We start from the raw sequence: 23,630 nt of genomic DNA on the forward strand, positions 1-23,630 counted from the left end.
CGCCAATCCGTAGAGGCGCCCGATATCAAGATAAAAAGCTGCGGGTTGTGAGACCTAAGGCAGCGGGTGCGTGGCGAACCAGGCACGCGCTTCGGCAGGCAGGACACCGATGCCCTGCCAAGTCTTGATACTCAAGCCGCGCTCATCGCCCCGATGCCCCAGGTTACGGCCGAAGCGTTGCGCCCAGAGACGGCTGTGCAGCAATTTCGATAGCTGCCTGGTATGCCCGAAAGGCGCGACCCAGTCGCTGATCCAAAGACGCTCGCCACTGTTCCAGTCAGCCTCGGGCATGCACACCGCAGGGTTGTGCAGATAGCGCTGTTCGGCCTCGGCGCTGAGGTTCATCCATGCCATGTAGAACACCGGCGTGCCCTGCTCGCTGGCGAGCATGAACTGGCGCTGCTTGATCGCCGGCAGCAGCAGTGCCGACAAGGTATGCAACGGCGCATCCCGATGGGCCGCCGACTGCATCCACAACCAGACGGCGGAACCGAACACGGTTGCTTCGTTCCAGGGTTCGTCGAACTGCTGGGGTGCAAGGATTTCAAGATTGCCGAACTGCATGTCGGTCTCCGTCAAAATGACCAGTTGATGTTGAAGCCACTGGTCACGGCGGCAGTCTCGAAATGCTTGGGTTTCATGAGCGGTTGGCCGATGAACAGGTCGTAGGAAACCTGCTTGTAGCCCCCCCGCATACCGACCACCGCACCGGCCAGTCGCTTGCCGGACAGGTACTGGCTGGACTGCCCGCCGACCTCGCCATAGTCGACGCCGAGATAGAGTTCCTGGCCGGTTTGAAAGGCGAACCAACCCAGGTCATTGCGTAAGGTCCAGCCGCGCTCGGCGGACAGGATCTGTTCGCCATCGAAGCCGCGGACGCTGTAGCGCCCACCGATGGAGAAACGATCCTGAGCAATCAACGGCGAGCGATTCCATTGGCCACGCCAGGCGCCGATGTAGCGAAATTGCTGCGCCCCTAAACGGAACGGGGTTTGCAATTGGGCACTGGCGTTGATGATCTTCGGCCGCGATGTCCCCTCGCCGAGGTCTTCTTCCGGTGCGCGCAAGGCGTGGTCCGCCCCGGTTCCACGTCGATAGTCCAGGCCCAGATCCAGGGTATTGCGGCCAATGAACTCACGGTGATCAAGCCCCAGTTGCCACCCCGCCATGCGCCGGCGTTGCACTTCAATTTCAGTGTCATTGATGTAGTTGCTGGAAGTGCGCGTCCAGCCACTGACCCATGCCGACGTCTTGCGCACCGCATCGCGGTAGATCAGTCGTGAAAGCTTCAGTTCGTTGTTGTTGCTGCGGCCCCGATAGTCATAACTCTGATTGATCCCGGCCACTGTCTGGTGATAGTCGTACTCACTGGAAGTCAGGCCCAGCTGCCAGTAATCGTACGGCAGCGAATAGTGCAGGGTGTGCCCTTGAGAACCGCGATCACCACTTTTGCCACCACCCAGGTTGTGGCTGAAGCTGGCATAGAACAAGTCATTGAGACTCAGCGGATTATCCAGCGACAGCGCGACGTTGCCCTGATATTTACCCGTGTCCTTGCTCCCCGAGTCGTCCGCCGACAGGCTCAGGCGCGCCACCGAAGCTTGTTTCCAGAGGATCACTACATCGCTTTCTCCGGGCTTGGCATTGGCGTCGGTTGCCGGAGTGATCTGAACGTCAGCCTCGGCCGTGGGCACCCGCTTGAAGTTCTCCAGGGCTTGTTCAATGCCCCGCAGGTTCAACAGATCGCCGGGTTGGGCGGGCATGGCGTTCCACAGCGTCGCTCGCGACGAGGTGCCTTCGGCAAACCGAATGTGTTTGATGCGTCCCGGGATCAGTACCAGGGAAAGCGTCCCCTGGCTCAGGTCCTGAGGTGCGGCCAGCACCCGCGTGGTGATGAAACCCCGTGCGATGATCAGGTTCTGTATGCGTTTCATGGTCAGGTTGATGCCCGCGGCCCCCAGGCAACGGCCCAGCGCGGGATCGGACGCCGGGTTGGCAGCACGCAGGGCCCATTGAAAGGCGGCTGACGCCTCGCCTTCGAGCACGATATGGCGAATGGTGAAGCACGGCGTTTCATTGGCCGGCAGCCGGCCCTGGCCATCATCCGGGGAAGCCTTGAGGCGTACGTCAGGAGAGGATTCGAGCTGCTCACGCAAAACCCGTTCGCGCTCTTGTTGGCGCTGCAACGGCTGTTGCGGCGCCAGCGGCTCCGCGGGCTCGGCCGCCGTGGCAGCAAGGCTGGCAAACAGACTGACGATTGCGAGGGGATACAACGAACGTTGCACGACGAACCGGCCACGCACAGAAGCGCGCAGCCGGGCACACGAATAAGGCTTGAAAAACACGACACATCCCTGAGAATAAAACTTCCTGCAACGCGCCGTGAGTCAGCGCGTTGTCGAACAATTGTAATAAAAAAACCGACAAGAGCGAAACAATTGGATACATCCACTCAGAAAAGTTCCGAACCGCAGAAAACAAAAGCACCGGCGATGACAAACCAGCACTAGCGAAAACCCCCGCATTGCGTCGCAAAGACCTCCCTCGCCTCTTAGAATGTCGGCATCTGGTTCAATCTTAAGGACAGTGTCGATGTCGAGTTCCTCCCGTGTGCGCACCTATGGCATGCAGCAACGAAGCGACCGCCCGGACTTCTATATCCGTGACAAGCAGGCCCGCCCGGCCATCGTCACCCCACACCGGCATGACTACTTCCAGATCCAGATCAACCTGGGCGGCGACACCGTGCAGCACATCGGCGGCGCCATCCGGCCTTATCCGCGCCAGGCCCTGGCGTTTATCCTGCCCCATCGCCTGCACCTGATCCCGCACCCGGAAGACGGCAATTTTGTCCTGATCAATTTTTCCCAGGCATTTTTCCTGCCGCACCTGCACTGCGATCCGCTGGACCTGGAGGACCTGTCCATTCATGACCTGCCGGAACTCTCACCCTTCCAGCACCAGGAGCACCTGGATTTCATCCTCGCCGATCACGACTTCGCCGAGGTCCTGGGCCTGCTGGAAAAGATGCGTGAGCTGGATCAGGGTCGCGACCTCGGAACCCGACAGGCGCTCAAAGGTTGCTTGCTGCAACTGACGGGCAAGGTCTGCAGCCTGTATGCGAGCGAGTTGCAGGCCTTGTCGGCGAACAAGGCGGCACGCCGCGGCCGGCGGGATGCGTTGGCGCGGATATTGGGTTATGTGCGCGAGCATATCGCCGACCCGGCACTGAACCTCAAGGACACCGCCGAGGCGGCCTTTCTGTCGCCCAACTACCTGACGCACTTGCTGCGCAAGGAAACCGGCAGCACCTTCTCGGAGCTGGTCCTGGAACGCCGCATGCGTCTGGCGCGCACGCACCTGCTCAACAGCGAAAAGCCGCTGAGCCAGATTGCGCAGTTGTGTGGTTTTGCCGACGAGGCTTACTTCTCGCGCCGCTTCAAGGCCACCCAGGGCCTGCCGCCGGGGCGGTTTCGGCGCCGACTGCCGGAACATGGAAGCAACTGAATCCCAGCCACTGAGTTTATTTCTCCAACTCTGTAACAAAAAGGCTACTCGCCCCTCCACAGCTCAAACTCCGTGCAACCACGGGGGCCGGCGCTCGTGCGTCGGTTCAAAAAGAGCTGGATGAGGTGGCGAGTTGATCAACACACGATTTTCCTGCGTGGGCTGCGGCAAATGCTGCAATGACCACTACGTTCCACTGACGCTCGAAGAGTCCCGCCAATGGGCCGCGGACGGCGGCACGGTGATCGTCCTGGTGGAAGCGTTCCTGGAAAACGGCCACGGGGTGGCCGCAGCACAGTTCGAACACGCCCGTCGCCGTTCGATCCTGGTTGCCAGCGGGACAACCCAGGCCTGGCTGGCCGTCACTTTCGCCGCCTACAACAACGGGCCGTGCCGCAATCTCGATGCCGACAATCGTTGCGGCATCTATGAACGGCGCCCGCTGGTCTGCCGTATCTATCCGGCGGAGATCAATCCGCATATCCCGCTGCGCACGGACCGCAAGGACTGCCCACCCGAGTCCTGGGAGCAAGGCCCAGCCCTGATCGTCGGCGGACAGTTGGTCGACCAGGAACTGGCCGGGCTGATCGAGCGCTCGCGCCAGGCCGACCGCGAGGATATCGGGGCCAAGGCAGCCATCTGTGCCCGCCTCGACATCAGCACCACCGCCCTCAAGGGCAACGGTTTCGCCACTTACCTGCCCGATATGCAGGCGTTCCTGGCGGCGATCGAGGCGGTTCAAGAGCATCGGGCAATCAGCGCCACTGAACAGCAGTGGGCTTTTCAACTGGCCGATGAAGAGAGCGCCCAGGCACTGCTCGCTCACGGTGCTGCCGTCACTCAATCCGGTGCCGGACACTACCGGTTTATCCCCTTACGGCCAGCCGATTGAGGCGTTGGGCTCAGTGAACGGCGGCGTTCTACGCCAAAAAACCAGGCTATGACGTTTTTTCAGCGTCTACAGGCCGCTTTCTGCATCGTCCTCACAGTATCCGTCTACGATTCTGTAATAACGGCTACGATGGAATGTGGCCGCCCAACAAAAACAGCAAGAGAGAGCCGTCCATGAAAACCGTCGCAGAGCTGTTGAAACTCAAGGGTAGCCAGCATCAGGGGGTTCATACGATCGCCCACAACCATACCGTGTTCGAAGCCCTGATCCTGATGGCTTCGAAAAATGTCGGCGCCCTTCCGGTACTCGAAAACGGCCAGGTCGTGGGCATCATCAGCGAACGCGATTACGCCCGCAAAGTGATCCTGCATGGGCTCAGCTCGGTCACCACCAAGGTCCACGAAATCATGAACGCGCCGGTAATCAGCGTGGACTCACACCAGAGCGTGGAAACCTGCATGAGTATTATGACCGACAAGCACCTGCGTCATCTTCCGGTTGTCGAAGACGGGCAACTGATCGGCCTGCTGTCCATCGGTGACCTGGTGAAAGAGGCCATTGCCGAACAGGCCGACCTGATCCGCCAACTGGAACAGTATATTCGCGGCGAATAAGCCCCCCTCCCCGGCCATGGACAGGCTCACGACAGGAGCAAACCCGCTCGCTCCTGTCGCCTCCATGACCGCCCAATAAAGTATGTCAAAATGTTTATGAAACCCAGGTAATACGGGGCTCCTGGCGCTATTTCCGATTTTTTCACAACGCTTTCACTTCACTCCCACCTGCGCCTCTCTACATTCGCCCCCTGCCCTCACACGGCCTTGTCTATCCTTTACAGTTTTAAACATCGAAATTCTGGATCGGGCCATCAAGTACATGCATTGTGCATGGCCCGCTCAAACCCTAGCTGCGGCGCTTACCGCTAAGGTCGACCCATGAACCCTCACGTGTTTCCACTTTCCGCCGCGACGCTCAGGCGCTGGTCCGTACCGGTACTGCTCCTGGCCTTCGTGGTGTTCTACCTGCTGCCCATGCTGGGCCACGGCCTGTGGATTCCCGACGAACCGCGCTACGCGCAGATCAGCCAGGAAATGCTGTTGACCGGCAACTGGACCGCCCCGCACTTCATGGGCCTGCGCTACTTCGAAAAGCCCATTGCCGGCTACTGGATGATCGCCATCGGTCAGGCAATATTTGGTGACAATCTTTTCGGGGTGCGCGTGGCTTCGGCCGTGGCCACCGGCCTCAGCGTGCTGCTGACCTACCTGATCGCACGGCGCTTGTGGAACGACCCGCGCAAGAGCTTCGCCTCGGCCCTGCTGTTCATGAGTTTCGGCCTGATCGCCGGGCAAGCCGGCTACGCCAACCTCGATCCGCAATTCACCCTGTGGTCGAACCTGAGCCTCTTCGCCTTCTGGTTCGCGGTCGACAGCAGCACGCGACGCCATCGCCTGTATGCCTGGGCCGGCCTGGGTCTGGCCTGCGGCATGGGTTTCCTGACCAAGGGTTTCCTCGCCCTGCTGCTGCCGGTACTGATCGCCCTGCCCTACATGATCTGGCAGCGCCGCCTCGGTGAGCTGTTGCGCTATGGCCCGCTGGCCGTGGTCGTGGCGGTGATCGTCGCGCTGCCCTGGGTGCTGGCGGTCAACGCCCAGGAGCCCGACTACTGGAATTTCTTCTTCTGGCACGAACATGTCCAGCGCTTTGCCGGCGACAACGCCCAGCACGCCCGGCCCTGGTGGTTCTACCTGCCGCTGCTGGTGGTGTCCTGCCTGCCGTGGTCGGTACTGCTGCTGCCGACGTTCAAGCAGGCCTGGCAGGACAAGCGCCAGCCCGGCAGCGGTTTCCTGTGGTTGTGGTTCTTGCTGCCCCTGGCCTTTTTCAGCCTGAGCCGCGGCAAGCTGCCGACCTACATCATGCCGTGCCTGTTGCCGTTGGCGCTGATGATGGGTAATGCGCTGATCGATCGGGTGGCCCGCGCCGAAGGCCGGATGCTGCGGATCAATGGCTGGCTCAACCTGGTTCTTGGGGTAGCGGCCATGGTGGCCCTGATCTACCTGCAAACCAGCCGGTCGATCTACGAAAACAGCCATGCGGAAGTCTTCAATCTCTCGCTGGTGTTCATCATGCTGATGGGCTGGATCATCGCCAACGCCCTGCAAGCACTACGTCCACTGACCCTCTGGGCCATGCCCGCGCTGGGGATCGGCTTGCTGGTGGCGCTGCTGCCGGCGGGCATGCCGGCCAGCATCGTCGACAACCGGATGCCGGACCAATTTATTGCAGAACATGTCAATGAATTGCGCCAGACCAACCGCCTGCTGAGCAACGAACTGGGCGCCGCGTCCGCGCTGGCCTGGCGCCTGCAACGTCCGCGGGTGGATTTGTTCAACACAGCGGGTGAATTGAAGTACGGTCTCGACTATCCTGATGCCGCCGAGCGGCAGGTCAACTCCGCCAACGTCGAACAATGGATGACTGAAGCCCGTAAACAGGGCTCGGTCGGTGTAGTGCTACGTGTCAAAAGCGTAGACGAAATGCGCGAAGTCGAGCAGCTTCCACTGGACGGCAAGCGTTATCAAAAGGGTAATACCATCATCATGATCTTCCCGCAGACCCAACCATGAATCAGAGTTTCTGGAAAACAGACAAAGGCGCCCTGACGCTTCTGCTTATCGTATCGGCCATCCTGCTACTGGTGGGCCTGGGCCAACGGGAGTTGTGGGGTGCGGAAACGCGCTGGGCCAACATCGCCCTGCAGATGCTGCAATCGGGCAACTACTTCGACCCCTACCTCAAGGGCTCGCCGTATTACGACAAGCCACTGCCCTCCTACTGGCTGATCACCGCCAGCGCCGGTCTGATGGGTGGCCTGGGCCACTGGTCGCTGCGCCTGTCGTCGGTGATTGCCGCCTGGTTGACGGTCTGGCTGGTCTACCTGATCGGCGAACGTCTGTGGCGCAAGGGCACCGGCCTGATCGCCGGCTGGATGCTGGCCACCACCTTCTATTTCGTGTTCTGGGCACGGGTGGCGACCGCCGACATCCTCACGGTGTTTGGCGTGGTCGCGGCCATCTGGTGGTACTGGCGCGGGCCGGACGATACCCGGCTGGGCCGCTACACAGTGTTTTTCCTGATCCTCGCGCTGACGTCGCTGCTCAAGGGGTTGATCGGCTTCATCCTGCCGGGACTGATCCTGCTGCCTCACGTGCTGGCTGACGGGCGCTGGAAACGGCACCTCAACCCACGTCTGTTCGTCGCCCTGGTGATTGCCGGCGCGCTGTACTCCATTCCGTTCGTGCTGTCGCATTTCTATGGCTCGCCGACGTATGGCGAAAGCGGCCTGGCGCTGGTGTTCAAGGAAAACGTGGTCCGCTTCTTCAACCCCTTCGACCACATGGGGCCGATCTACACCTATCTGATCTACCTGCCGGCCTACACCCTGCCCTGGGCCCCGTTCTGGATCCTCGGCCTGTGGGTCGCCTTGCGCCAATGGAAGAAGATCGAGCCCAACACCCGCTGGCTGGTCTGGGGACTGGGGTTGTTGTTCCTGTTCTTCACCCTCAGCGGCAGTCGTCGTAGCTACTACGTACTGCCTCTGGTCCCGTTCGCCCAGTTGCTGGCGGCCTGGTGGGTGACCCGGCGCCTTGAAGAGAAGCGTGCGGCCGGCAAGGTTGCGGGACCGGGCTGGTCGAAAGGCTTCGGTGCGGCAGCGCTGCTTCTGCTGCTGGTGATCGGCGTGCTCTACCCATGGACCAACAGCGGCGGTGGCGTGATCAAATTCGCCGACGACGTACGGGCCAAGGCCAGCCAGCAAATGCCTTGGGACGAATGGAAAATGGTCATGATCGAGGTGGACAACAAACTGCCGATGTACATGAACAACCAGGGCACGCCGTTCTACTACGTCAAGGACTCCCAGGACTACCCGCGCAGCGGCGACAGCGCGGCGTTCATGGCCTGGCTGGAGAAAACCAGTGGCCAGCACTGGGACCCGTCACGCACCCTGATCGTCACCAGCTACAGCAAGCACGACGAGGTACCGTTGAGCTATCTGTCGGCCGATCATGAGGTGGTCACCACCGAGCTCACCAACGGTGCGCGGCTGGCCAAAAAGAAAGAAAGTGGCAGCGTGGCCTATATCCCCAAGCTCAAGGGGCTTTAGCCAACGAACAAGGGCACCGCAAGGTGCCCTTTTTTTCTTTCAAGGAGAGGCGATGAAGTGGTGCTCGCCGACAAGGATAAGCACCTGGACGTCTACCTGACGCTCAATCGCTCAGCAACAACGCCGATCTCCCGACTCTGAACGAGTGGCCAGGTGGCTCCAGTTGCCAGCGATGGCGGCGCTGAATGTGACATCGCCATCGCCGGCAAGCCGGCGCCCACCAAGTTACGTGTGAGCCTCAGTATCCCAGTGACAACCCGGTATTACGACGCGGGTCGTTCGCACCGTAGAAGCGGTTGTTGCCTACCGGCTTGCCACCGAGGGACGGTGCACCGACCAGGATCGCCGCCAAGTGGTTGGCGCTCTGCGGACCGGCAAACTTGTGGCCCCAGCCCTCGAGGATCTTGCGGGTATCCGGACTGACCGCGAAATCCTCCAGGTTAGTGGTCTCCGGCATCCACTGCTGGTGGAAACGTGGCGCGTCCACCGCTTCCTGGATGTTCATCCCGTAGTCGATGACGTTGAGCATGGTCAGCAAGGTCGCGGTGATAATCCGGCTGCCACCGGGCGTACCCACCACCATGACCGCCTTGCCATCCTTGGTGACGATGGTCGGGCTCATCGACGACAGCGGCGTCTTGCCCGGGGCGATGGCATTGGCTTCGCCCTGCACCAAGCCGTACATGTTCGGCACGCCGACCTTGGAGGTGAAGTCGTCCATCTCGTCATTGAGGATGACCCCGGTCTTGCTCGCCATGACACCGGCACCGAACCAGTCGTTGAGGGTGTAGGTCACCGATACCGCGTTGCCCCATTTGTCGACGATGGAGTAATGGGTGGTGTTGTTGCCTTCATGGGGCGCTACACCGGGCTTGATGTCCTGGGAGATCCCGGCTTTCTGCGGATCGATGGCTGCCCGCAGTTTCTCGGCATAGCCCTTGTCCAGCAGGTGCGCCACCGGGTTCTTGACGAAATCGGGGTCACCCAGGTAGCTGTTGCGATCGACATAGGCGTGGCGCATGGCTTCGATCTGATAGTGCAGTCCCTGGGCCGAGTGATAGCCCAGGTCCGCCATCGGATAACCTTCGAGGATGTTCATGATCTCGCAGATCACCACGCCACCCGAGCTCGGCGGCGGTGCCGAAACGACGTGGTAGCCACGGTAATCGCACTCTACAGGCGCCAGCTCGCGGGGCTTGTACTTGTCGAGGTCGGCCTGGGTGATGATGCCCTTGCCGGCCTGGCTCGAATCGACAATGGCCTTGCCGACCCAGCCCTTGTAGAAACCGTCGGTGCCCTTGGCGGAGATTTCCTTGAGGGTCTTGGCCAGGTCTTTCTGGACCAGCTTCTGGCCGACCTGCATCGGCTCGCCCTTGTTCAGGAAGATCGAGCCCGAGTCGTGAAGGTCTTTCTTGAACTCATCGGTGGCGGTGTGCAACAGGTCGATATCGCCCTGCTCCAGCACAAAGCCTTCGTCAGCCAGCTTGATGGCCGGAGCCATGATCTGCGCGCGTTTTTTCGTGCCGTACTTTTCCAGCGCCAGTTCCATGCCCGAGACGGTGCCCGGTACGCCGACCGCCAGATGGCCTTTCGAACTCAGGTTGGGGACGACATTGCCGTCCTTGTCCAGGTACATGTTGGCCGTGGCGGCCATAGGGGCCTTTTCGCGGAAATCGAGGAAGGTCTTGCGACCGTCGGCCAACTGCACGGTCATGAAACCGCCACCACCGAGATTGCCGGCGGCCGGATAAACCACCGCCAACGCATATCCGACAGCAACCGCCGCATCCACCGCGTTGCCGCCGGACTTGAGCACATCGACACCGACATGGGTGGCCAGGTGCTGCGCTGTGACCACCATGCCATTCTCACCCGCGACCGGGGCCTGGGAAGCCGCATGAACAGGGGAAATAGCCAGAATCAGCGCTGTCGCCAGGAGCGAACGCGCAAGGGGTTCAAACTTCATAAGCCGATTCTCTTGTTTTTATTTGCTGGGAACGCAGGCTCCTGCCTGCGCAGGCCTTTACCAAGGTAGGCGCTCCCGCGGTATTTACCTAGTACCAATGCGCAACTTTTTATGGGTGCCACGTTCAGCCAGGGGGACAGGGCAAACACTTGATGTAACCGGGAACCGTCAGCCCTGACGGCCCCATCGGGCGACGAAACCAACGAATGCTTCCAGCTTGGGGCGCAGGACTCACCCCGATCGCCCGGCAACCTCCAGCGCCAATTCGGCAAAATTGCGCGCCGCCACACTGGCCTGGGCCGGCAGTGCCACGCACACCGTGCACGGCGGCATATCGCGGATAACCGGGAACGATAACCCGGGACGCGCATAAAACCGCGCCGTCGAAGAGGCGGTGATGCTGATCCCGCGCTCCGAAGCCACCGCCTGCAACTCGCTCTCCACCGTGGAAGCTTCATGTATGACCGGCGCGCTGCGGCCATCGCGATACGCATCCGCGGTCCAGTAACTGCGCCAGACATTGCTGCCCGGCGCGGCCACGATCGGATCATCGAGAATGTCGTAGATACTGACCGTCGCCTGTTCGGCCAAACGATGGGTGCTGGGCAGGCAGGCGACGCAATCCTCTTCCACCAGGGTGATCAGCTCGACACCCGGCAAGCCCAGGGGCGGACGCAGGATGGACACGTCCATCCCCTCGGCAATGCCGGCATGGGGCTCGGAAAAATCGAACTCCTTGACCAGCACCTTGACCTGGGGAAAGCGCTTGGCGAACGAGCTGAGAATGCGCGGCATCAGGTCGACCCCGGCACCAATCAGGAAGCCGACCTTGAGCGAGCCGCGCAGCCCCACCGCATGATCGCTGGCCGTCTGGGCCAGCTGCGCCAGTTTCGCGAGAATCTCCAGCGCCTGCGGCAACAGCGCCAACCCGGCGTCGGTCAGGGCGACCTTGCGGGTGTTGCGCTCGAACAGCGGCACATCCAGCAGGGCCTCGAACTGCCGAATCGTCTGCGACAACGCCGGCTGGGACACATGCAGTCGGGTCGCCGCGCGGACAAAACTCAGCTCCTCGCCGACCATCACAAAAGCCCGTAACTGGCGGATATCCACCCCGTTGATCAGCATCTGCCGCCCTCCCGTTCTTCGACGAAATCTGCGTCGATCATGCCACGACTTATAAGCCAGGCCAAATAATCAACGGTCCATCGGTCTTTCTAAAGCCCACGGCCCCGGCGCTAGTATCGATCCAGCTCGATGCAGGCGAGCCACAAAACCAGTCACTGCAAAACCACGAACACTGCCCCGAACAAAAGAGATAAGCAGATGAATGACGTGATGAAATCCCCCGAAAACCTTTCCCCGACCGCCGCGGCGCATCCCGCCGACAAGATCAACCTGGTCAAGGCGCGCGGCTCCCTGGTATGGGACGACCAGGGCCGGGAATACATCGACTGCACCGCCCAGGCCTGGTCCAACAACCTGGGCGCCAATGACCCGCGGGTGGTGGAAGCGGCGATTGCGCAACTGCGCGACATGACCCATATCCGCCCCAACTTCGGCTCGCTGGCCCATACCCGGCTGGTGTCCAAGCTGCGCGAAGTCTCCCCCGCCCAACTGAACCAGATGGGCTTTGCCCTGCATGGCAGCCTAGCCGGCGAGATGGCGATGAAACTGGCGTTCAAGAACCGTCCCGGCGCGCAGAACCTGATCGTCCTGCAGGACGGCTACCATGGCCGCTCCCTGGCCACCCTCGGCGCCAGCTGGCCGCACCCGAATAACCCGTTCCTGCCGATCCAGCCGCGCTTTACCCGCGTGCCGCATCCCAACCCCTATCGCACGCGCCTGGGCATGGACCCGGAAATGGAGTCGCAACTGTGCCTCGGGCTGTTGGAAGAAACGATCCTCAAGGGCGTCGACGGCGGCGTGGCGGCGGTGATGATGGAGCCGATCCAGGGCAACGGCGGGCATATCGAATTCCCGCGGTCCTACTACCAGGGCGTGCGTGAGCTCTGCGACCGCCTGGGGGTGCTGCTGATCTTCGATGAAGTTCAGACCGGTTTCGGCCGCATGGGCACTATGTGGGCGGCGGATTACTACGATGTGGTGCCGGACATCATCGTCTTCGGCAAAGGCGTGGGCGGTGGTTTCCCGTTGGCGGGGATCCTGGCCAACGACCAGTTGCAGTGGTTCGACGAAGGCGAGGAAGCCCTGACCTTCGGCCACTTCCCGGTATCGCTGGCCGCCGGTTACGCGGCGGTGGAAGCGATTGTCGCCGACGGCCTGTGCGAGAAGGCCCGACTGGCCGGTGAATACACCACTGCTCGCTTGCTGGAGATGCAACAGCGCCACCCGTTAATCGGTGACGTCCGTTGCCCGGGGCTGATGGCCTCGATCGAATTGGTCAAGGACCGCGCCACCAAGGAGCCGGCCTGCCGCGAATCCCATGAGGTCTATCGCCTGGGCGTGGAGCGTGGCGTATTGTTCGGGGAAAGTCGTTACGCCGGGCTCGGCAACCTGATCAAGGTCAAGCCGCCGCTGGACATCGAGCGCCCGTTGCTGGCCAAAGCCCTCGACGTACTGGACGAAGTCCTGGGCATCATTGAGGAGCAACGGGCATGAGCACAGTCCTTGAAAGCAAGCGTCCGTTGGCCGGCGCCGAACCCGCCGGGAGCGGGCTATCCAGCGACGACGCCGACCTCGCCAACCTCGGCTACGAGCAGAAGATGCACCGCACCATGAGTGCGTTTACCTCCTTTGCCCTGGCCTTTTCCATGGTTTCGATCAACACCGGCGTGGTCACGTTGTTCGCCGATCCCTTCAACCGGGTCGGCGGCATCGGCATCCTGCTCTGGTTGCTGGTGATTCCGCTGGTGTGCTGCATCGTCATGGTCTACTGCCATCTGGCCGGGCGCATTCCGCTGACCGGCTATGCGTACCAGTGGTCCAGCCGCCTGGCCGGCAATCACTTCGGCTGGTTTACCGGCTGGGTGGCGTTCATCTCCTTTGTCGCGGGTACGGCGGCCACTGCGGCGGCCATCGGTACGGTGTTCGCGCCGGAGATCTGGGCCAACCCAACGCAAGGGCAGATCCAGGGCCTGAGCATCGGGGCAACGCTGGTGGTGGGTTTGCTGAATATCTGCGGTATCCGCCTGGCAACGCGGATCAACGATATCGGCGCGATGATCGAGATTGTCGGCACGGTGCTGCTGGCGGTGGCCTTGTTCCTCGGGGTGTTTTTCTTCTTCGAACACACCCAGGGCGTGGCGATCCTGACGTCGGCGGCGCCGGTCAGCGGTGGCGAGGTCAGCTTTACCACCCTGGCTCTGGCCACCTTGTTGCCGGTCTCGGTGCTGCTGGGCTGGGAAGGCGCGGCGGACCTCTCGGAAGAAACCAAGGACCCGCGTCGGGCCGCGCCACGGGCGATGATCCGCGCGGTGCTGGTGTCCAGCGTACTGGGCTTCGCGGTCTTTGCGCTGCTGAGCATCGCGATACCCGGCTCGGTGGGCGACCTGCTCAAGCAGTCGGAAAACCCGGTGATCAACATCGTGCGCCTGCAACTGGGCAACGCCGCCGGCACCGTGATGATCGTGATTGCCTTCGCCTCGATCCTGGCCTGCCTGATTGCCAATATGGCGGTGGCCACGCGCATGACCTTCGCCCTGTCGCGAGACAATATGTTGCCGGGTTCCACGGTGTTGGCGCGGATCAACCCGCACTTCGGCACCCCGGTGGCGTCCATCGTGCTGATCACCGCCATTGCCGTGCTGTTGAACCTGGCCAGCGGTGGGTTTGTCACGGCGATCTACTCGATGGTCGGACTGACCTACTACTGCACCTACCTGCTGACCTTGATCGCCGCCTACCTGGCGTACCGGAACGGCCGGATGCCGGTTGCACCGCTGGGGGTGTTCAGCCTCGGACGCTGGTTGCTGCCGATGATCGTGCTGGGCGGATTGTGGGCGCTGGTGGTGATCCTGACCCTGAGCGTGCCGGAGGAAAGCCATACCGGGGCGATCACCACCGGGATTACCCTGGGAGTGGGCGCACTGTGGTGGTTGGTTTCATTACGCCGGAAATTGAATGCGGGAACAGCCGGACCGAGTACCAGGCGGTTGGACAAGTAGTCTCGGATCGATGCGTGAGAAGGCCCCGCGAGGGGCCTTTTTCATGGGTTGAACACGCTCGGCGGCGCTATCAGATCAACCGCTCGATCCGCTTGTGTCGCCACACCAACCGGTAATACGCGGTCTGCAACAGCAGCATGCACAGGTAGGCCACCGGAAAGGCCATCCACACCCCTTCCAACCCGAAACGCGCATCGAGCAGGTAAGCCACCGACAACTCCACACCGACGATGCAGAAGATCGAGATGAACACAGGGGCCAGTACCGTGCCGCTGGCGCGCATGATGCCGCCAATTACCGCCTGGAAACCGAACACCAGGATACTCCAGAGCATGATATGCAACAGACGCTCGGCCTGGGCGCGGGTAACCGGGTCGGTGATGAACAGACCCAGCAACCAGTGGGACAAGCCATACCCCAGGACAATCAGGGCACCGGTCAGGCAGACGTTGATCATCAGGCCCGTGCGCAGAATCGGCCCCATGCGCTCCAGACGCCCGGCGCCAATAGCCTGGGCACCGAGAATCGAGGCGGCAATGGCAATCGACAGCGCCGGGAACTGCACATAGTTGACGATCTGGGTCACCGCGCCATACGCCGCTGTCGCCTGGGAGCCGTGATGGTTGACCAGAGACAGGATCACCAGTTCGGACAGCGACAACACCACCATCTGCAAGCCCGTGGGCAGGCCAATTTTCAGGACTTTGCTCAAGATGTGCCAATCCAGGCGCATCGCCATCAGCAACATCCGATCCGGGGCCATGACACTGGCCTTATGGCGCAGGCGCAAAGCCAGCAACAGCATCGCCAACGCCGTGCCAACCAGCCCCGCCACGGCCGCGCTCTTGATACCCATCTGCGGCAAGCCGAGCCAGCCACGAATCAACGCCGGGGTCAGGAGCAAGCCGGTAGTGGTGGAGACCGCCAAGGCCAGCAGGGGCGACAGCGTATCGCTGATGCCGCGCAACAACTGGGTGAAGAGCACGAAAACCAGCAACAGCGGCATGATCAACATCATCACCTGGGCATAACCGACCGCTTCGTCGAGCACATCGGCGGGCGTGCCCAGGCCGATCAGCGCCGGACGCGCAAACACGCTGCCCAGCACCGCCGCGACCAGGCCGATCAAGACGCCCAGGGCCAATGTTGTGCCAGCAACCGCCTTGACCAAGTCCGGCTCGCGAGCGCCCCAGGCTTGCCCGATCAACACCGAGGCCCCCGCTCCCAGCCCGATGATCAGGGCGATAAAGAAGAAGACGATCGGAAACATCCCCGACACCGAGGCCAACGCCTGAGTACCGAGCATCTGGCCGATATAAATGCTGTTGAGGGTGCCGGAGAGCGACTGGAGGAAATTGGAAAGCACCATGGGTGCCAGAAAAACCAGATAGAGCTGCCAAAGCGGGCGCTGAGCATTTTTTTGCATGAAGGGGTCGGATTCCGAATGATGGCCTCTGCTAACTGGCCGACTCTACCTTATAGAGACCCCCGTGTTGAGCATTCATCACCTTGATCAAGGACGCGGTGTCACTTTCCCCGGCGGCTCGACCAGCACCCGTTGCTCCACGGCTGTCGCCAGGTACCCTTCGATCTGGGCCGACAGGTAATGAGTCGTGGCCATCACCCCAGCGTTCGGGTCCGACACCATCTTCAGCCAGGCCTTGTCGAACGCCTCCCCCAGGCTCTTGCGAACCCGCACCCGGGTATCCGGTTGCTCATGCTCATGGACGATCGCGCGAACCCCCGCCACGCCCAGGGAGATCATCGCCCCGGCGACCCGCCCGACCGCCGTCGCGACCGCGCCGGCCACCCCACGACTGGTGAACTCGGACTCAAGCTTCGCGCTGGTCTGCCGCGCGACCGAATTGATCCCCGTGCTCGATGTTCCGTCGTTCGCGCCTCCAGCCAGGTGAATACGCGCGTTCAAGGCGACATAAGCCGGTAACTGGCTCAACGGCACGGCATGCAGCGCTTGATAAAGCGACACGCTGTGGTTGGCGGGCGGGGCCAGCGAGATCGCCGGAATCTGATTGATGTGCCGGTCGAGTGAGTCCGCCGGTATGCCATAACGCTGGGCGATCACTGCCAACTGCTTGCCCATCTGTTCCAGATAAAACTGCGCCGCCTGGTCCATGATCGAGTCGGGATCGATCTCCAAAGCCACCGGCGCCAGCACCCGCGCGCGATATTGCTCTTGCAGGTAGCTGGCCAGGCGCTTGGCCGACGGGTCCTGCTCGCCCTGGTCATTGAGCCGATACCAACCGACCTTGATCGACAACCACTCCTGGGTCCAGTAATCGTTGAACCAGGGGATGAATTTTTCGTCAGTCTGCTGATAGATCCGCGTGCGCCAATACTCCATGGCGCTACGCGCCCAGGCGTCAGCTTGCAGCGTGGCCTGCTCGGAAGCCTGGAGGAGATCGACATCGACTTGCTGCCAAACCTGTGGCGAAACCACGGTCGCTGCCGCGGCCTCGTGGGCACGCTCATAGCCGGCACATCCGGCCAGCAGCAGCATCCAGGCAAGGACCAGCACACGCAGGCTCAAGGTCGCGACTCCCTAAAACCGGCTCCAGCACGAGCGTGCTGCCGGCATCACCTGCTTTGAGTATAGGCCTGCGCGCCACCGGACTTGACCGGGCACGCAAGTACCGCCCGGTATCAAAAAAGTTACCCAACGGAGAAACGCCTGAAACCTGAGCCCTTACAGAATGCGCCCACGCCTGAACGTCCAGGCACTCCTATCAGCCCATGATCGAGGCTTTCCATGATGGCGCGCACGCTTCCCCTGCAAGCGAACTACAGCATCGTATTGGTCAACTATAAGACCCATGAACTGACCCGGACCTGCCTGGAATTGCTGCAAACCGCCTTGCGCGGAACCGATGCCCCGGTGTTCGTGGTGGATAACGATTCGCACGACGCGAGCCTCGACTACTTGCGCAGCCTGGACTGGATCAAGCTGATCGAACGCCAAAGCGTCGCACCTGAAGTTGGCAGCGCGGCGCATGGCCGGGCCCTGGACCTGGCACTGGCAGAAGTCGAAACCGAATACCTGTTTCTGCTGCACACCGATACCTTTATCCATGACCCGGAAGTGTTCAGCCTGATGATCCGACAGTGCTCGACCCCGGAGGGCATCGTCGCCGTCGGCTGCCTGGAACAGTTGCACCGGGGCTTAGTCCGCTCGGTCTGGCGCCTGACCTCACGCTTTGCCAAGCATTACACCCGACGCGGCCTGCGCGCCCTGGGTATGGAAGCCAGGGCGCCGAGGCCGTTCCGGGAAAAGCACCTGAAGAGCTTCTGCACGCTGTGGAATGCACGCCTGATCAAGCACCACGGGCTGCACTTTCACATGAACGGCGGCAACCCCGGCTACGAGTTGCAAGACCGGATGACCGAACTGGGCTACCGGGTCGAGTGTATTGCGCCGCGTCAGTTGTTTCGTTATCTGGACCATATCCAAAGCGGGACGGTGGCGGCCACCGGCGGCTTTGCCAAGAACCACCGGCGGCTCAAAATGTACCACCAACTGAGCCGGAAGCCCGTTGCGGCCATGCCCGCTGCGCCGTACCTATAACCCGACGTTTGAATCATCATTTCGATTGATCATTCAAATCGTAAAACAGAATTTTTTATTTCCCCGCGATCCGTCCACCATAGGCCCGCCCTTACTGTCCCGGACGCACTCCCATGAATCTCAACTTTGCCATTGCCTGCGCCGTTGTCGTGTCCTTCGCCATTGCCTTGCTGCACACCTGAGCGCGCTCAAGTCCTGGCCACGGCCTCGACCAACCAACGCCTGAACGCCGCCATCGCCGAGGTTTCAGGACGCGACTGCAAACGCGTCAGCCAATAGCTGCCCGTGGCAATCGCGATATCGAAAGGTTGTAGAACAAGCTCCGCCTCCAATTGCCGGGAGAACATCAGCACCGGTACCAACGCCACTCCAGCCCCCTGAAGCGCCGCCTCCATCATCGCCAACGAGGAATCGAAGACGATGCTCGCCGGGACTCGCCCCTCGACCGACAAGCCTGCCGCGTGAAACCATCGCGGCCATTCGTCCATTCGATAGGAGCGCAGCAGCGTCTGCTTCAGCACCTCGGCCGGGCATTTCAACTGCCGGGCAATCTGTGGAGTGCACAACACTGACAGCGGCGTTTCCAGCAGATGCATAGCCTCCACGCCATGCCAGGCGCCGGCGCCAAAACGGATAGCGAAATCAAGGCCTTCGGCCGCCACGTCGACACGGTTGTTGTGGGTCGACAGCCGCAAGTCGATAAATGGCTGCTGGGCACGGAAATCAGCCAGGCGCGGCAACAACCAGCCCAGCGCAAAAGTCCCCACGGCGCCCACCGTGAGCACCTCCCGATAATGCCCGCCCTCGAACCGCCCCAAGGTCTGGGCAATCCGGTCGAAAGATTCGTTCAGCACCGGCAACAGGCTTTCGCCTTCGGCCGTCAGCATCAGCCCGCGGGCAATGCGCTTGAACAGCGTCACCTTCAACTGACGTTCAAGCCCCTTGACCTGATGGCTCACCGCCGCCTGGGTCACGCACAACTCGATCGCCGCCCGGGTGAAACTCAGGTGTCGCGCGGACGCCTCGAAAGCGCGTAGCGCATTCAGCGGCAAGTGCGGTCGAACCATGATCAAGCCCCTATTTTTTCTAATAGCTAATCCGAAATTTGATTGTTTGTCGATTTCCCCCGCGCTGACTACATTCGGCGTCCAGGCGCTTGCATGGCCAGCTGAAACCCACGAAAAGCCGCGTAAACAGGGGGCAACCCCTCCTCCGCTAGCACAGCAGGGAGATCGAAGCAGCGTATTTTCGACACAAAGAACCGCTCCAGGGCGAGCGGTTAACATAATGAAACATAATGGGAGCCTTTGAACCATGTTCAAGAAGAACCTTGCCAAACTGGAAGTCCTGGTGACCTCCCTCTTGCTGATCGGCGCAAGCAACAGCTTCGCGGCGGATAACACCCAGGACAACATCAAGTCCATCGTCGACGCCGCCATCGACCCGATCATGCAAGAGCAGGATATTCCCGGCATGGCGGTGGCCGTCCTGGTGAACGGGAGGCCGTATCACTTCAACTACGGACTGGCCTCGAAGAGCAGCCGGCAAGCGGTGACCGATGACACCCTGTTCGAGATCGGCTCGATCAGCAAAACCTTCGCCACCACCCTCGCCGGCTATGCCCAGGCCCAAGGCAAACTCGTCCCGTCGGAGCGCGTCAGCCACTACCTGCCGGAACTGAAAGGCAGCGCCTTCGACAACATCACGGTGCTGCAGCTCGGCACCTACTCGGCGGGTGGCCTGCCGTTGCAGTTCCCGGACGCGTTCGACGCCCAGGACAAAATGCTCGACTACTTCAAACAATGGAAACCGACTTATCCGGCGGGTAGCTATCGGCAGTATTCGAACCCGAGCCTGGGACTCTTCGGTTATGTGGCGGCGAAAACCCTGGGGGCGCCCTTTGACGTGCTGATGGAGAAAACCCTGTTGCCGGCCCTGGGCCTCAAGCACACCTATATCCACGTGCCGCCGGTACAGATGGACCATTACGCCGAGGGTTACACCCAGGATGATAAATCCGTCAGGGTCGGCCCGGGGGCACTGGATGCCGAAGCCTACGGCATCAAGACCACCTCGACCGACCTGCTGCGTTTTGTCGAGGCCAACCTCCAGCCGGAAACCCTCGAAGCGACGCTGCACAAAGCCGTCGACCTGACGCAGAGCGGTTACTACCAGGTCGATGGGACCATCCAGGGGCTGGGATGGGAGTTCTACCCTCACCCGGTCAAACTTGAGCAATTGCTGACGGGCAACTCCTCGGAAATGGCCTACGAGGCCCACAAGATCACGACGCCATTCAACCCCGCGCAGCCACCGCAAAAGGCTGCGCTGTTCAACAAGACCGGCGCGACCCGTGGCTTCGGCGCTTACGTCGTCTACGTGCCGGCGAAGCACATCGGCATCGTGATGCTGGCCAACAAAAACTATCCCAACCCGGTCAGGGTAAAAGCCGCCTATCAGATCCTGAACGCGCTGGAGGCCGTTGAGTAAGCAGATAGGCAAAGGCCGGCCGGGTTGGCTATGATCGGAGTCCATGACAGCCCTACCGATCCGTCAGCCCTGCCCACCCGGCGCCTGCATTTGCGAGCGGGAACAACTGCTGCAAATACCGGGCGCCGACCTGCGCATCCTGAGCCTGACCCGGCAGCAGGAAAAGATTCTGCTCGAGCGCCTGGAAAACCTCAAAAGCCTGGCCGACCTCGAGCGCCTGCAACTGCGGATATACGAACAATTGGGCCTGCGTGTGTCCGTCGCCCCAGGCTTCAATGAAGTGCGCACCATGCGCGGCATCGATATCCAGATCGCCGAACACCCCGGCCTGTGCCGCAAGACCCGTCAGTCGATTCCAGCGGCGATCCGCCGTGGCCTGGAGAAAAACCCGCAGATCGCCTACGCCCTGCTCAATGCCAACGACCTGTTGCGCGATGCCTGAGACGCGCGCTCAGCGAAGCCGCTGGCCGCGCTTGAGCGTCTCGCTGGGCAGTTCGCCGAACAGCGCCCGATAGCTGTTCGAGAAACGCCCCAGGTGCCAGAACGACCAATTCATCGCCACCTCGGCCACCGTCTTGTCCAGGGCATTGCGCCCGAGCAGCTCATGGCGGGCGCTGTTGAGCCGGCGCAAGCGCAGCCAATGGCTCGGGGTCATCCCGGTGTAGGCCTTGAAAGTGTGCTGCAACTGGCGCAATGAAACCCCGGCGAACTGCGAAAGCTCCAACAGATTGACGGTCTGTTCAGGCGAGTCAGCCGCCCACTCGCCGATGCGTTTCATGATCGAACGCTCTTCGGCACGGCGCTGCAGAGAGCCTCGATCCAGGCAGACACAGGCGTTGTCGAGAATGTAGAGGCAGTCGTCCAACAGTTGCTGAGTGAGGTTTTCCCGGCTCGGCGGATCGAAGGTCTGCGCCAGGCGGGTCAAGGTCCCACTCAGCCAGCGGCTGAACAAGCCGTTCTGTTGCGAGTTGAGCGGCGCCATGAACAGCCCCTCCAGCCGCGCCACATCCAGGCCATGCTGCTGAACGAACTCCGGACCGAACACCACCGCCACTTCCTGGTAGTTCTCGGGGGTGATCCAGATATTGCGACTCTCGCCGTTGAGTACATACAAGGCGTTGTCACTGCGATCGAAACAGAAGGCCAGCGCCCCCGACGGCGCACTGAAGTTCTGTTCGACCCGGGTGTTCATGCACTCCTCGTAGATCTGCACCCCTTGCAGGTCCAGGTAACGAATCTGGCCGGCGAAATGCCCCGGCGACATCTGCTGGTAATGCTGCACCCAACCCGGTGTGGCCCGTACCTGCTCGGCCACATCGGCGGTGTTGAACGCTTGAACCCGCAAGGCGTTTGACTCTGTCATCGGCTGACCGCTCGCACTTATTTGGTGCGTCTTGAGGCGTCATAAAGTGGATAGATGGAACCCCCATCGCTCGCCCAAGATAGTCGCCAATGCGCCGCAGGGGAAGTCTCTCGCCGCTCGACCGGGAGGCGGACACAGCACCCGGCGCCGAAAAAAACCAATAACGAGGTCTTTATGAATGCCCCTTTCGATCAGCTGTCTTCGTGGCTGAAAGAACACAAGATTACCGAAGTAGAGTGCGTGGTCAGTGACCTGACCGGTATCGCCCGCGGCAAGATCGCACCCACCAACAAGTTCCTCCATGAGCGAGGCATGCGCCTGCCGGAAAGTGTGCTTTTGCAAACGGTAACAGGGGACTTCGTCGACGACGATGTCTATTACGACCTGCTCGACCCCGCCGACATCGACATGATCTGCCGGCCAGATTCGTCGGCCATGTATGTGGTGCCGTGGGCCATCGAGCCGACCGCCATCGTCATCCACGACACCTTCGACAAGCAGGGCAACCCCATCGAGCTGTCGCCGCGCAATGTCCTGAAAAAAGTCCTCAAGCTCTACGCCGACAAAGGCTGGCAGCCCATCGTCGCGCCGGAAATGGAGTTCTACCTGACCCAGCGCTGCGAAGACCCGGACCTGCCACTCAAGGCCCCGCTGGGTCGTTCGGGCCGAGCGGAAAGCGGTCGGCAGTCGTTCTCCATCGATGCCGCCAACGAATTCGATCCGCTGTTCGAAGACGTCTACGACTGGTGCGAAGCCCAGGGCCTGGACCTCGATACGCTGATTCACGAAGACGGCCCGGCGCAGATGGAAATCAACTTCCGCCACGGCGATGCCCTCGACCTGGCCGACCAGATCACCGTGTTCAAGCGCACCCTGCGCGAAGCCGCGCTCAAGCACAACGTCACCGCAACCTTCATGGCCAAGCCCATCGCCGACGAGCCCGGCAGCGCCATGCACCTGCACCAGAGCGTGGTCGACAGCACCACTGGCAAGCCGATCTTCGTCGATGCGGATGGGCAGATGAGCCAACTGTTCCTGCACCATATCGGCGGTTTGCAGAAGTACATCCCCAAGGTGCTGCCGATGTTCGCGCCCAACGTCAACTCGTTCCGCCGCTTCCTGCCGGACACCTCGGCGCCGGTCAATGTCGAGTGGGGCGAGGAAAACCGCACCGTGGGCCTGCGGGTGCCGACCTCCAGCCCCGAGGCCATGCGCGTGGAAAACCGTCTGCCGGGCGCCGATGCCAACCCTTACCTGGCGATTGCCGCGAGCCTGTTGTGCGGCTACCTGGGCATGGTCGAGCAGACCGAGCCGAGCGCCAAGGTCGAGGGCCGCGCCTATGAGCGCCGCAACCTGCGCCTGCCGATCACCATTGAGGACGCGCTGGCGCACATGGAGGAATGCCCGACCATCGAACGCTACCTGGGCACCCAGTTCGTCCGTGGCTACGTGGCGGTGAAGCGCGCCGAACACGAAAACTTCAAGCGCGTGATCAGCTCCTGGGAACGCGAGTTCCTGCTGCTGAGCGTCTGATTCAGAACCT

Annotated in this window: 19 protein-coding genes; 11 read left to right on the top strand and 8 right to left on the bottom strand. The window is 61.5% G+C overall.

Annotation, left to right across the window (positions count from 1 at the left end; translation table 11 throughout):
- Window positions 1-54: 54 nt before the first annotated feature.
- Entirely contained in the window at window positions 55-564 is a 510-nt protein-coding gene (locus AC07T0_RS17230; RefSeq protein ID WP_495002336.1) for a toxin-activating lysine-acyltransferase, read from the bottom strand.
- An 11-nt stretch (window positions 565-575) separates the two neighbouring features.
- Window positions 576-2,285, bottom strand: coding sequence for a ShlB/FhaC/HecB family hemolysin secretion/activation protein (locus AC07T0_RS17235; protein WP_495002337.1), 1,710 nt, complete (start codon window positions 2,283-2,285; stop codon window positions 576-578).
- 307 nt (window positions 2,286-2,592) lie between these two features.
- Here AC07T0_RS17235 and AC07T0_RS17240 point away from each other — a divergent pair, with 307 nt between their 5' ends.
- From AC07T0_RS17240 to AC07T0_RS17260, 5 genes are all read left to right on the top strand, one after another.
- Window positions 2,593-3,507 (top strand): helix-turn-helix transcriptional regulator, encoded by a 915-nt coding sequence (locus AC07T0_RS17240; protein WP_495002338.1) that lies wholly within the window; start codon window positions 2,593-2,595, stop codon window positions 3,505-3,507.
- A gap of 136 nt (window positions 3,508-3,643) precedes the next feature.
- Window positions 3,644-4,399 carry a YkgJ family cysteine cluster protein gene (locus tag AC07T0_RS17245; protein ID WP_495002379.1) on the top strand — a complete coding sequence of 252 codons (756 nt, stop codon included), beginning with the start codon at window positions 3,644-3,646 and terminating at the stop codon, window positions 4,397-4,399.
- 173 nt (window positions 4,400-4,572) lie between these two features.
- Window positions 4,573-5,013 (top strand): CBS domain-containing protein, encoded by a 441-nt coding sequence (locus AC07T0_RS17250; protein WP_495002339.1) that lies wholly within the window; start codon window positions 4,573-4,575, stop codon window positions 5,011-5,013.
- 321 nt (window positions 5,014-5,334) lie between these two features.
- Window positions 5,335-7,026, top strand: coding sequence for a lipid IV(A) 4-amino-4-deoxy-L-arabinosyltransferase (arnT, locus tag AC07T0_RS17255; RefSeq protein ID WP_495002340.1), 1,692 nt, complete (start codon window positions 5,335-5,337; stop codon window positions 7,024-7,026).
- A complete protein-coding gene (locus AC07T0_RS17260; RefSeq protein WP_495002341.1) occupies window positions 7,023-8,564 on the top strand; it encodes an ArnT family glycosyltransferase in 1,542 nt (513 codons plus the stop codon). The genes arnT and AC07T0_RS17260 overlap by 4 nt, the downstream gene beginning before the upstream one ends.
- 238 nt (window positions 8,565-8,802) lie before the next feature.
- Here the strand turns inward: AC07T0_RS17260 and ggt are convergent, their stop codons facing one another.
- On the bottom strand, window positions 8,803-10,530 hold the full coding sequence (gene ggt / locus AC07T0_RS17265; RefSeq protein ID WP_495002342.1) for a gamma-glutamyltransferase: 1,728 nt from the start codon (window positions 10,528-10,530) through the stop codon (window positions 8,803-8,805).
- A gap of 231 nt (window positions 10,531-10,761) precedes the next feature.
- Window positions 10,762-11,655 carry a LysR family transcriptional regulator gene (locus AC07T0_RS17270; protein ID WP_495002343.1) on the bottom strand — a complete coding sequence of 298 codons (894 nt, stop codon included), beginning with the start codon at window positions 11,653-11,655 and terminating at the stop codon, window positions 10,762-10,764.
- Between the two features lie 198 nt (window positions 11,656-11,853).
- On the opposite strand from AC07T0_RS17270, the gene AC07T0_RS17275 reads away from it, so the two are divergent.
- Both AC07T0_RS17275 and AC07T0_RS17280 read left to right on the top strand, forming a co-directional pair.
- Window positions 11,854-13,149 carry a class-III pyridoxal-phosphate-dependent aminotransferase gene (locus tag AC07T0_RS17275; protein ID WP_495002344.1) on the top strand — a complete coding sequence of 432 codons (1,296 nt, stop codon included), beginning with the start codon at window positions 11,854-11,856 and terminating at the stop codon, window positions 13,147-13,149.
- Window positions 13,146-14,654: an amino acid permease gene (locus AC07T0_RS17280; RefSeq protein WP_495002345.1), complete on the top strand. Its 1,509-nt coding sequence runs from the start codon at window positions 13,146-13,148 to the stop codon at window positions 14,652-14,654. The genes AC07T0_RS17275 and AC07T0_RS17280 overlap by 4 nt, the downstream gene beginning before the upstream one ends.
- 70 nt (window positions 14,655-14,724) lie before the next feature.
- Here AC07T0_RS17280 and AC07T0_RS17285 read toward each other — a convergent pair whose 3' ends face one another.
- Entirely contained in the window at window positions 14,725-16,080 is a 1,356-nt protein-coding gene (locus tag AC07T0_RS17285; protein ID WP_495002346.1) for an MATE family efflux transporter, read from the bottom strand.
- Window positions 16,081-16,167: 87 nt separating this feature from the next.
- Window positions 16,168-17,202, bottom strand: a complete 1,035-nt coding sequence (locus AC07T0_RS17290; protein WP_495002347.1) for a hypothetical protein — start codon at window positions 17,200-17,202, stop codon at window positions 16,168-16,170.
- 219 nt (window positions 17,203-17,421) lie between these two features.
- On the opposite strand from AC07T0_RS17290, the gene AC07T0_RS17295 reads away from it, so the two are divergent.
- Entirely contained in the window at window positions 17,422-18,234 is an 813-nt protein-coding gene (locus AC07T0_RS17295; protein ID WP_495002348.1) for a glycosyltransferase family 2 protein, read from the top strand.
- Window positions 18,235-18,422: 188 nt separating this feature from the next.
- Here AC07T0_RS17295 and AC07T0_RS17300 read toward each other — a convergent pair whose 3' ends face one another.
- Window positions 18,423-19,301, bottom strand: coding sequence for a LysR family transcriptional regulator (locus tag AC07T0_RS17300; RefSeq protein ID WP_495002349.1), 879 nt, complete (start codon window positions 19,299-19,301; stop codon window positions 18,423-18,425).
- 247 nt (window positions 19,302-19,548) lie between these two features.
- Between AC07T0_RS17300 and ampC the strand changes: the two genes are divergently transcribed.
- Together ampC and AC07T0_RS17310 are read left to right on the top strand one after the other, a co-directional pair.
- Complete coding sequence (gene ampC / locus AC07T0_RS17305) at window positions 19,549-20,724, top strand: class C beta-lactamase (protein ID WP_495002350.1); 1,176 nt, start codon at window positions 19,549-19,551, stop codon at window positions 20,722-20,724.
- Between the two features lie 43 nt (window positions 20,725-20,767).
- Entirely contained in the window at window positions 20,768-21,166 is a 399-nt protein-coding gene (locus tag AC07T0_RS17310; protein ID WP_495002351.1) for a hypothetical protein, read from the top strand.
- 9 nt (window positions 21,167-21,175) lie between these two features.
- Here the strand turns inward: AC07T0_RS17310 and AC07T0_RS17315 are convergent, their stop codons facing one another.
- Window positions 21,176-22,087, bottom strand: coding sequence for a helix-turn-helix domain-containing protein (locus tag AC07T0_RS17315; protein ID WP_495002352.1), 912 nt, complete (start codon window positions 22,085-22,087; stop codon window positions 21,176-21,178).
- A gap of 174 nt (window positions 22,088-22,261) precedes the next feature.
- On the opposite strand from AC07T0_RS17315, the gene AC07T0_RS17320 reads away from it, so the two are divergent.
- Window positions 22,262-23,620 carry a glutamine synthetase family protein gene (locus AC07T0_RS17320; RefSeq protein ID WP_495002353.1) on the top strand — a complete coding sequence of 453 codons (1,359 nt, stop codon included), beginning with the start codon at window positions 22,262-22,264 and terminating at the stop codon, window positions 23,618-23,620.
- Window positions 23,621-23,630: the final 10 nt, after the last annotated feature.

Source organism: Pseudomonas sp. GW821-FHT04D07 (assembly GCF_059420225.1).

Excerpts from the sequence above, each read along its gene's own strand:
- AC07T0_RS17320 (WP_495002353.1), top strand. The coding sequence starts at position 22,262 with ATGAATGCCCCTTTCGATCAGCTGTCTTCGTGGCTGAAAGAACACAAG.
- AC07T0_RS17310 (WP_495002351.1), top strand. The coding sequence starts at position 20,768 with ATGACAGCCCTACCGATCCGTCAGCCCTGCCCACCCGGCGCCTGCATT.
- AC07T0_RS17280 (WP_495002345.1), top strand. The coding sequence starts at position 13,146 with ATGAGCACAGTCCTTGAAAGCAAGCGTCCGTTGGCCGGCGCCGAACCC.
- AC07T0_RS17315 (WP_495002352.1), bottom strand. The coding sequence starts at position 22,087 with ATGACAGAGTCAAACGCCTTGCGGGTTCAAGCGTTCAACACCGCCGAT.
- AC07T0_RS17300 (WP_495002349.1), bottom strand. The coding sequence starts at position 19,301 with ATGGTTCGACCGCACTTGCCGCTGAATGCGCTACGCGCTTTCGAGGCG.
- AC07T0_RS17230 (WP_495002336.1), bottom strand. The coding sequence starts at position 564 with ATGCAGTTCGGCAATCTTGAAATCCTTGCACCCCAGCAGTTCGACGAA.
- AC07T0_RS17270 (WP_495002343.1), bottom strand. The coding sequence starts at position 11,655 with ATGCTGATCAACGGGGTGGATATCCGCCAGTTACGGGCTTTTGTGATG.
- arnT (WP_495002340.1), top strand. The coding sequence starts at position 5,335 with ATGAACCCTCACGTGTTTCCACTTTCCGCCGCGACGCTCAGGCGCTGG.
- AC07T0_RS17260 (WP_495002341.1), top strand. The coding sequence starts at position 7,023 with ATGAATCAGAGTTTCTGGAAAACAGACAAAGGCGCCCTGACGCTTCTG.
- ampC (WP_495002350.1), top strand. The coding sequence starts at position 19,549 with ATGTTCAAGAAGAACCTTGCCAAACTGGAAGTCCTGGTGACCTCCCTC.
- AC07T0_RS17295 (WP_495002348.1), top strand. The coding sequence starts at position 17,422 with ATGATGGCGCGCACGCTTCCCCTGCAAGCGAACTACAGCATCGTATTG.
- AC07T0_RS17250 (WP_495002339.1), top strand. The coding sequence starts at position 4,573 with ATGAAAACCGTCGCAGAGCTGTTGAAACTCAAGGGTAGCCAGCATCAG.
- AC07T0_RS17285 (WP_495002346.1), bottom strand. The coding sequence starts at position 16,080 with ATGCAAAAAAATGCTCAGCGCCCGCTTTGGCAGCTCTATCTGGTTTTT.
- AC07T0_RS17240 (WP_495002338.1), top strand. The coding sequence starts at position 2,593 with ATGTCGAGTTCCTCCCGTGTGCGCACCTATGGCATGCAGCAACGAAGC.
- ggt (WP_495002342.1), bottom strand. The coding sequence starts at position 10,530 with ATGAAGTTTGAACCCCTTGCGCGTTCGCTCCTGGCGACAGCGCTGATT.
- AC07T0_RS17275 (WP_495002344.1), top strand. The coding sequence starts at position 11,854 with ATGAATGACGTGATGAAATCCCCCGAAAACCTTTCCCCGACCGCCGCG.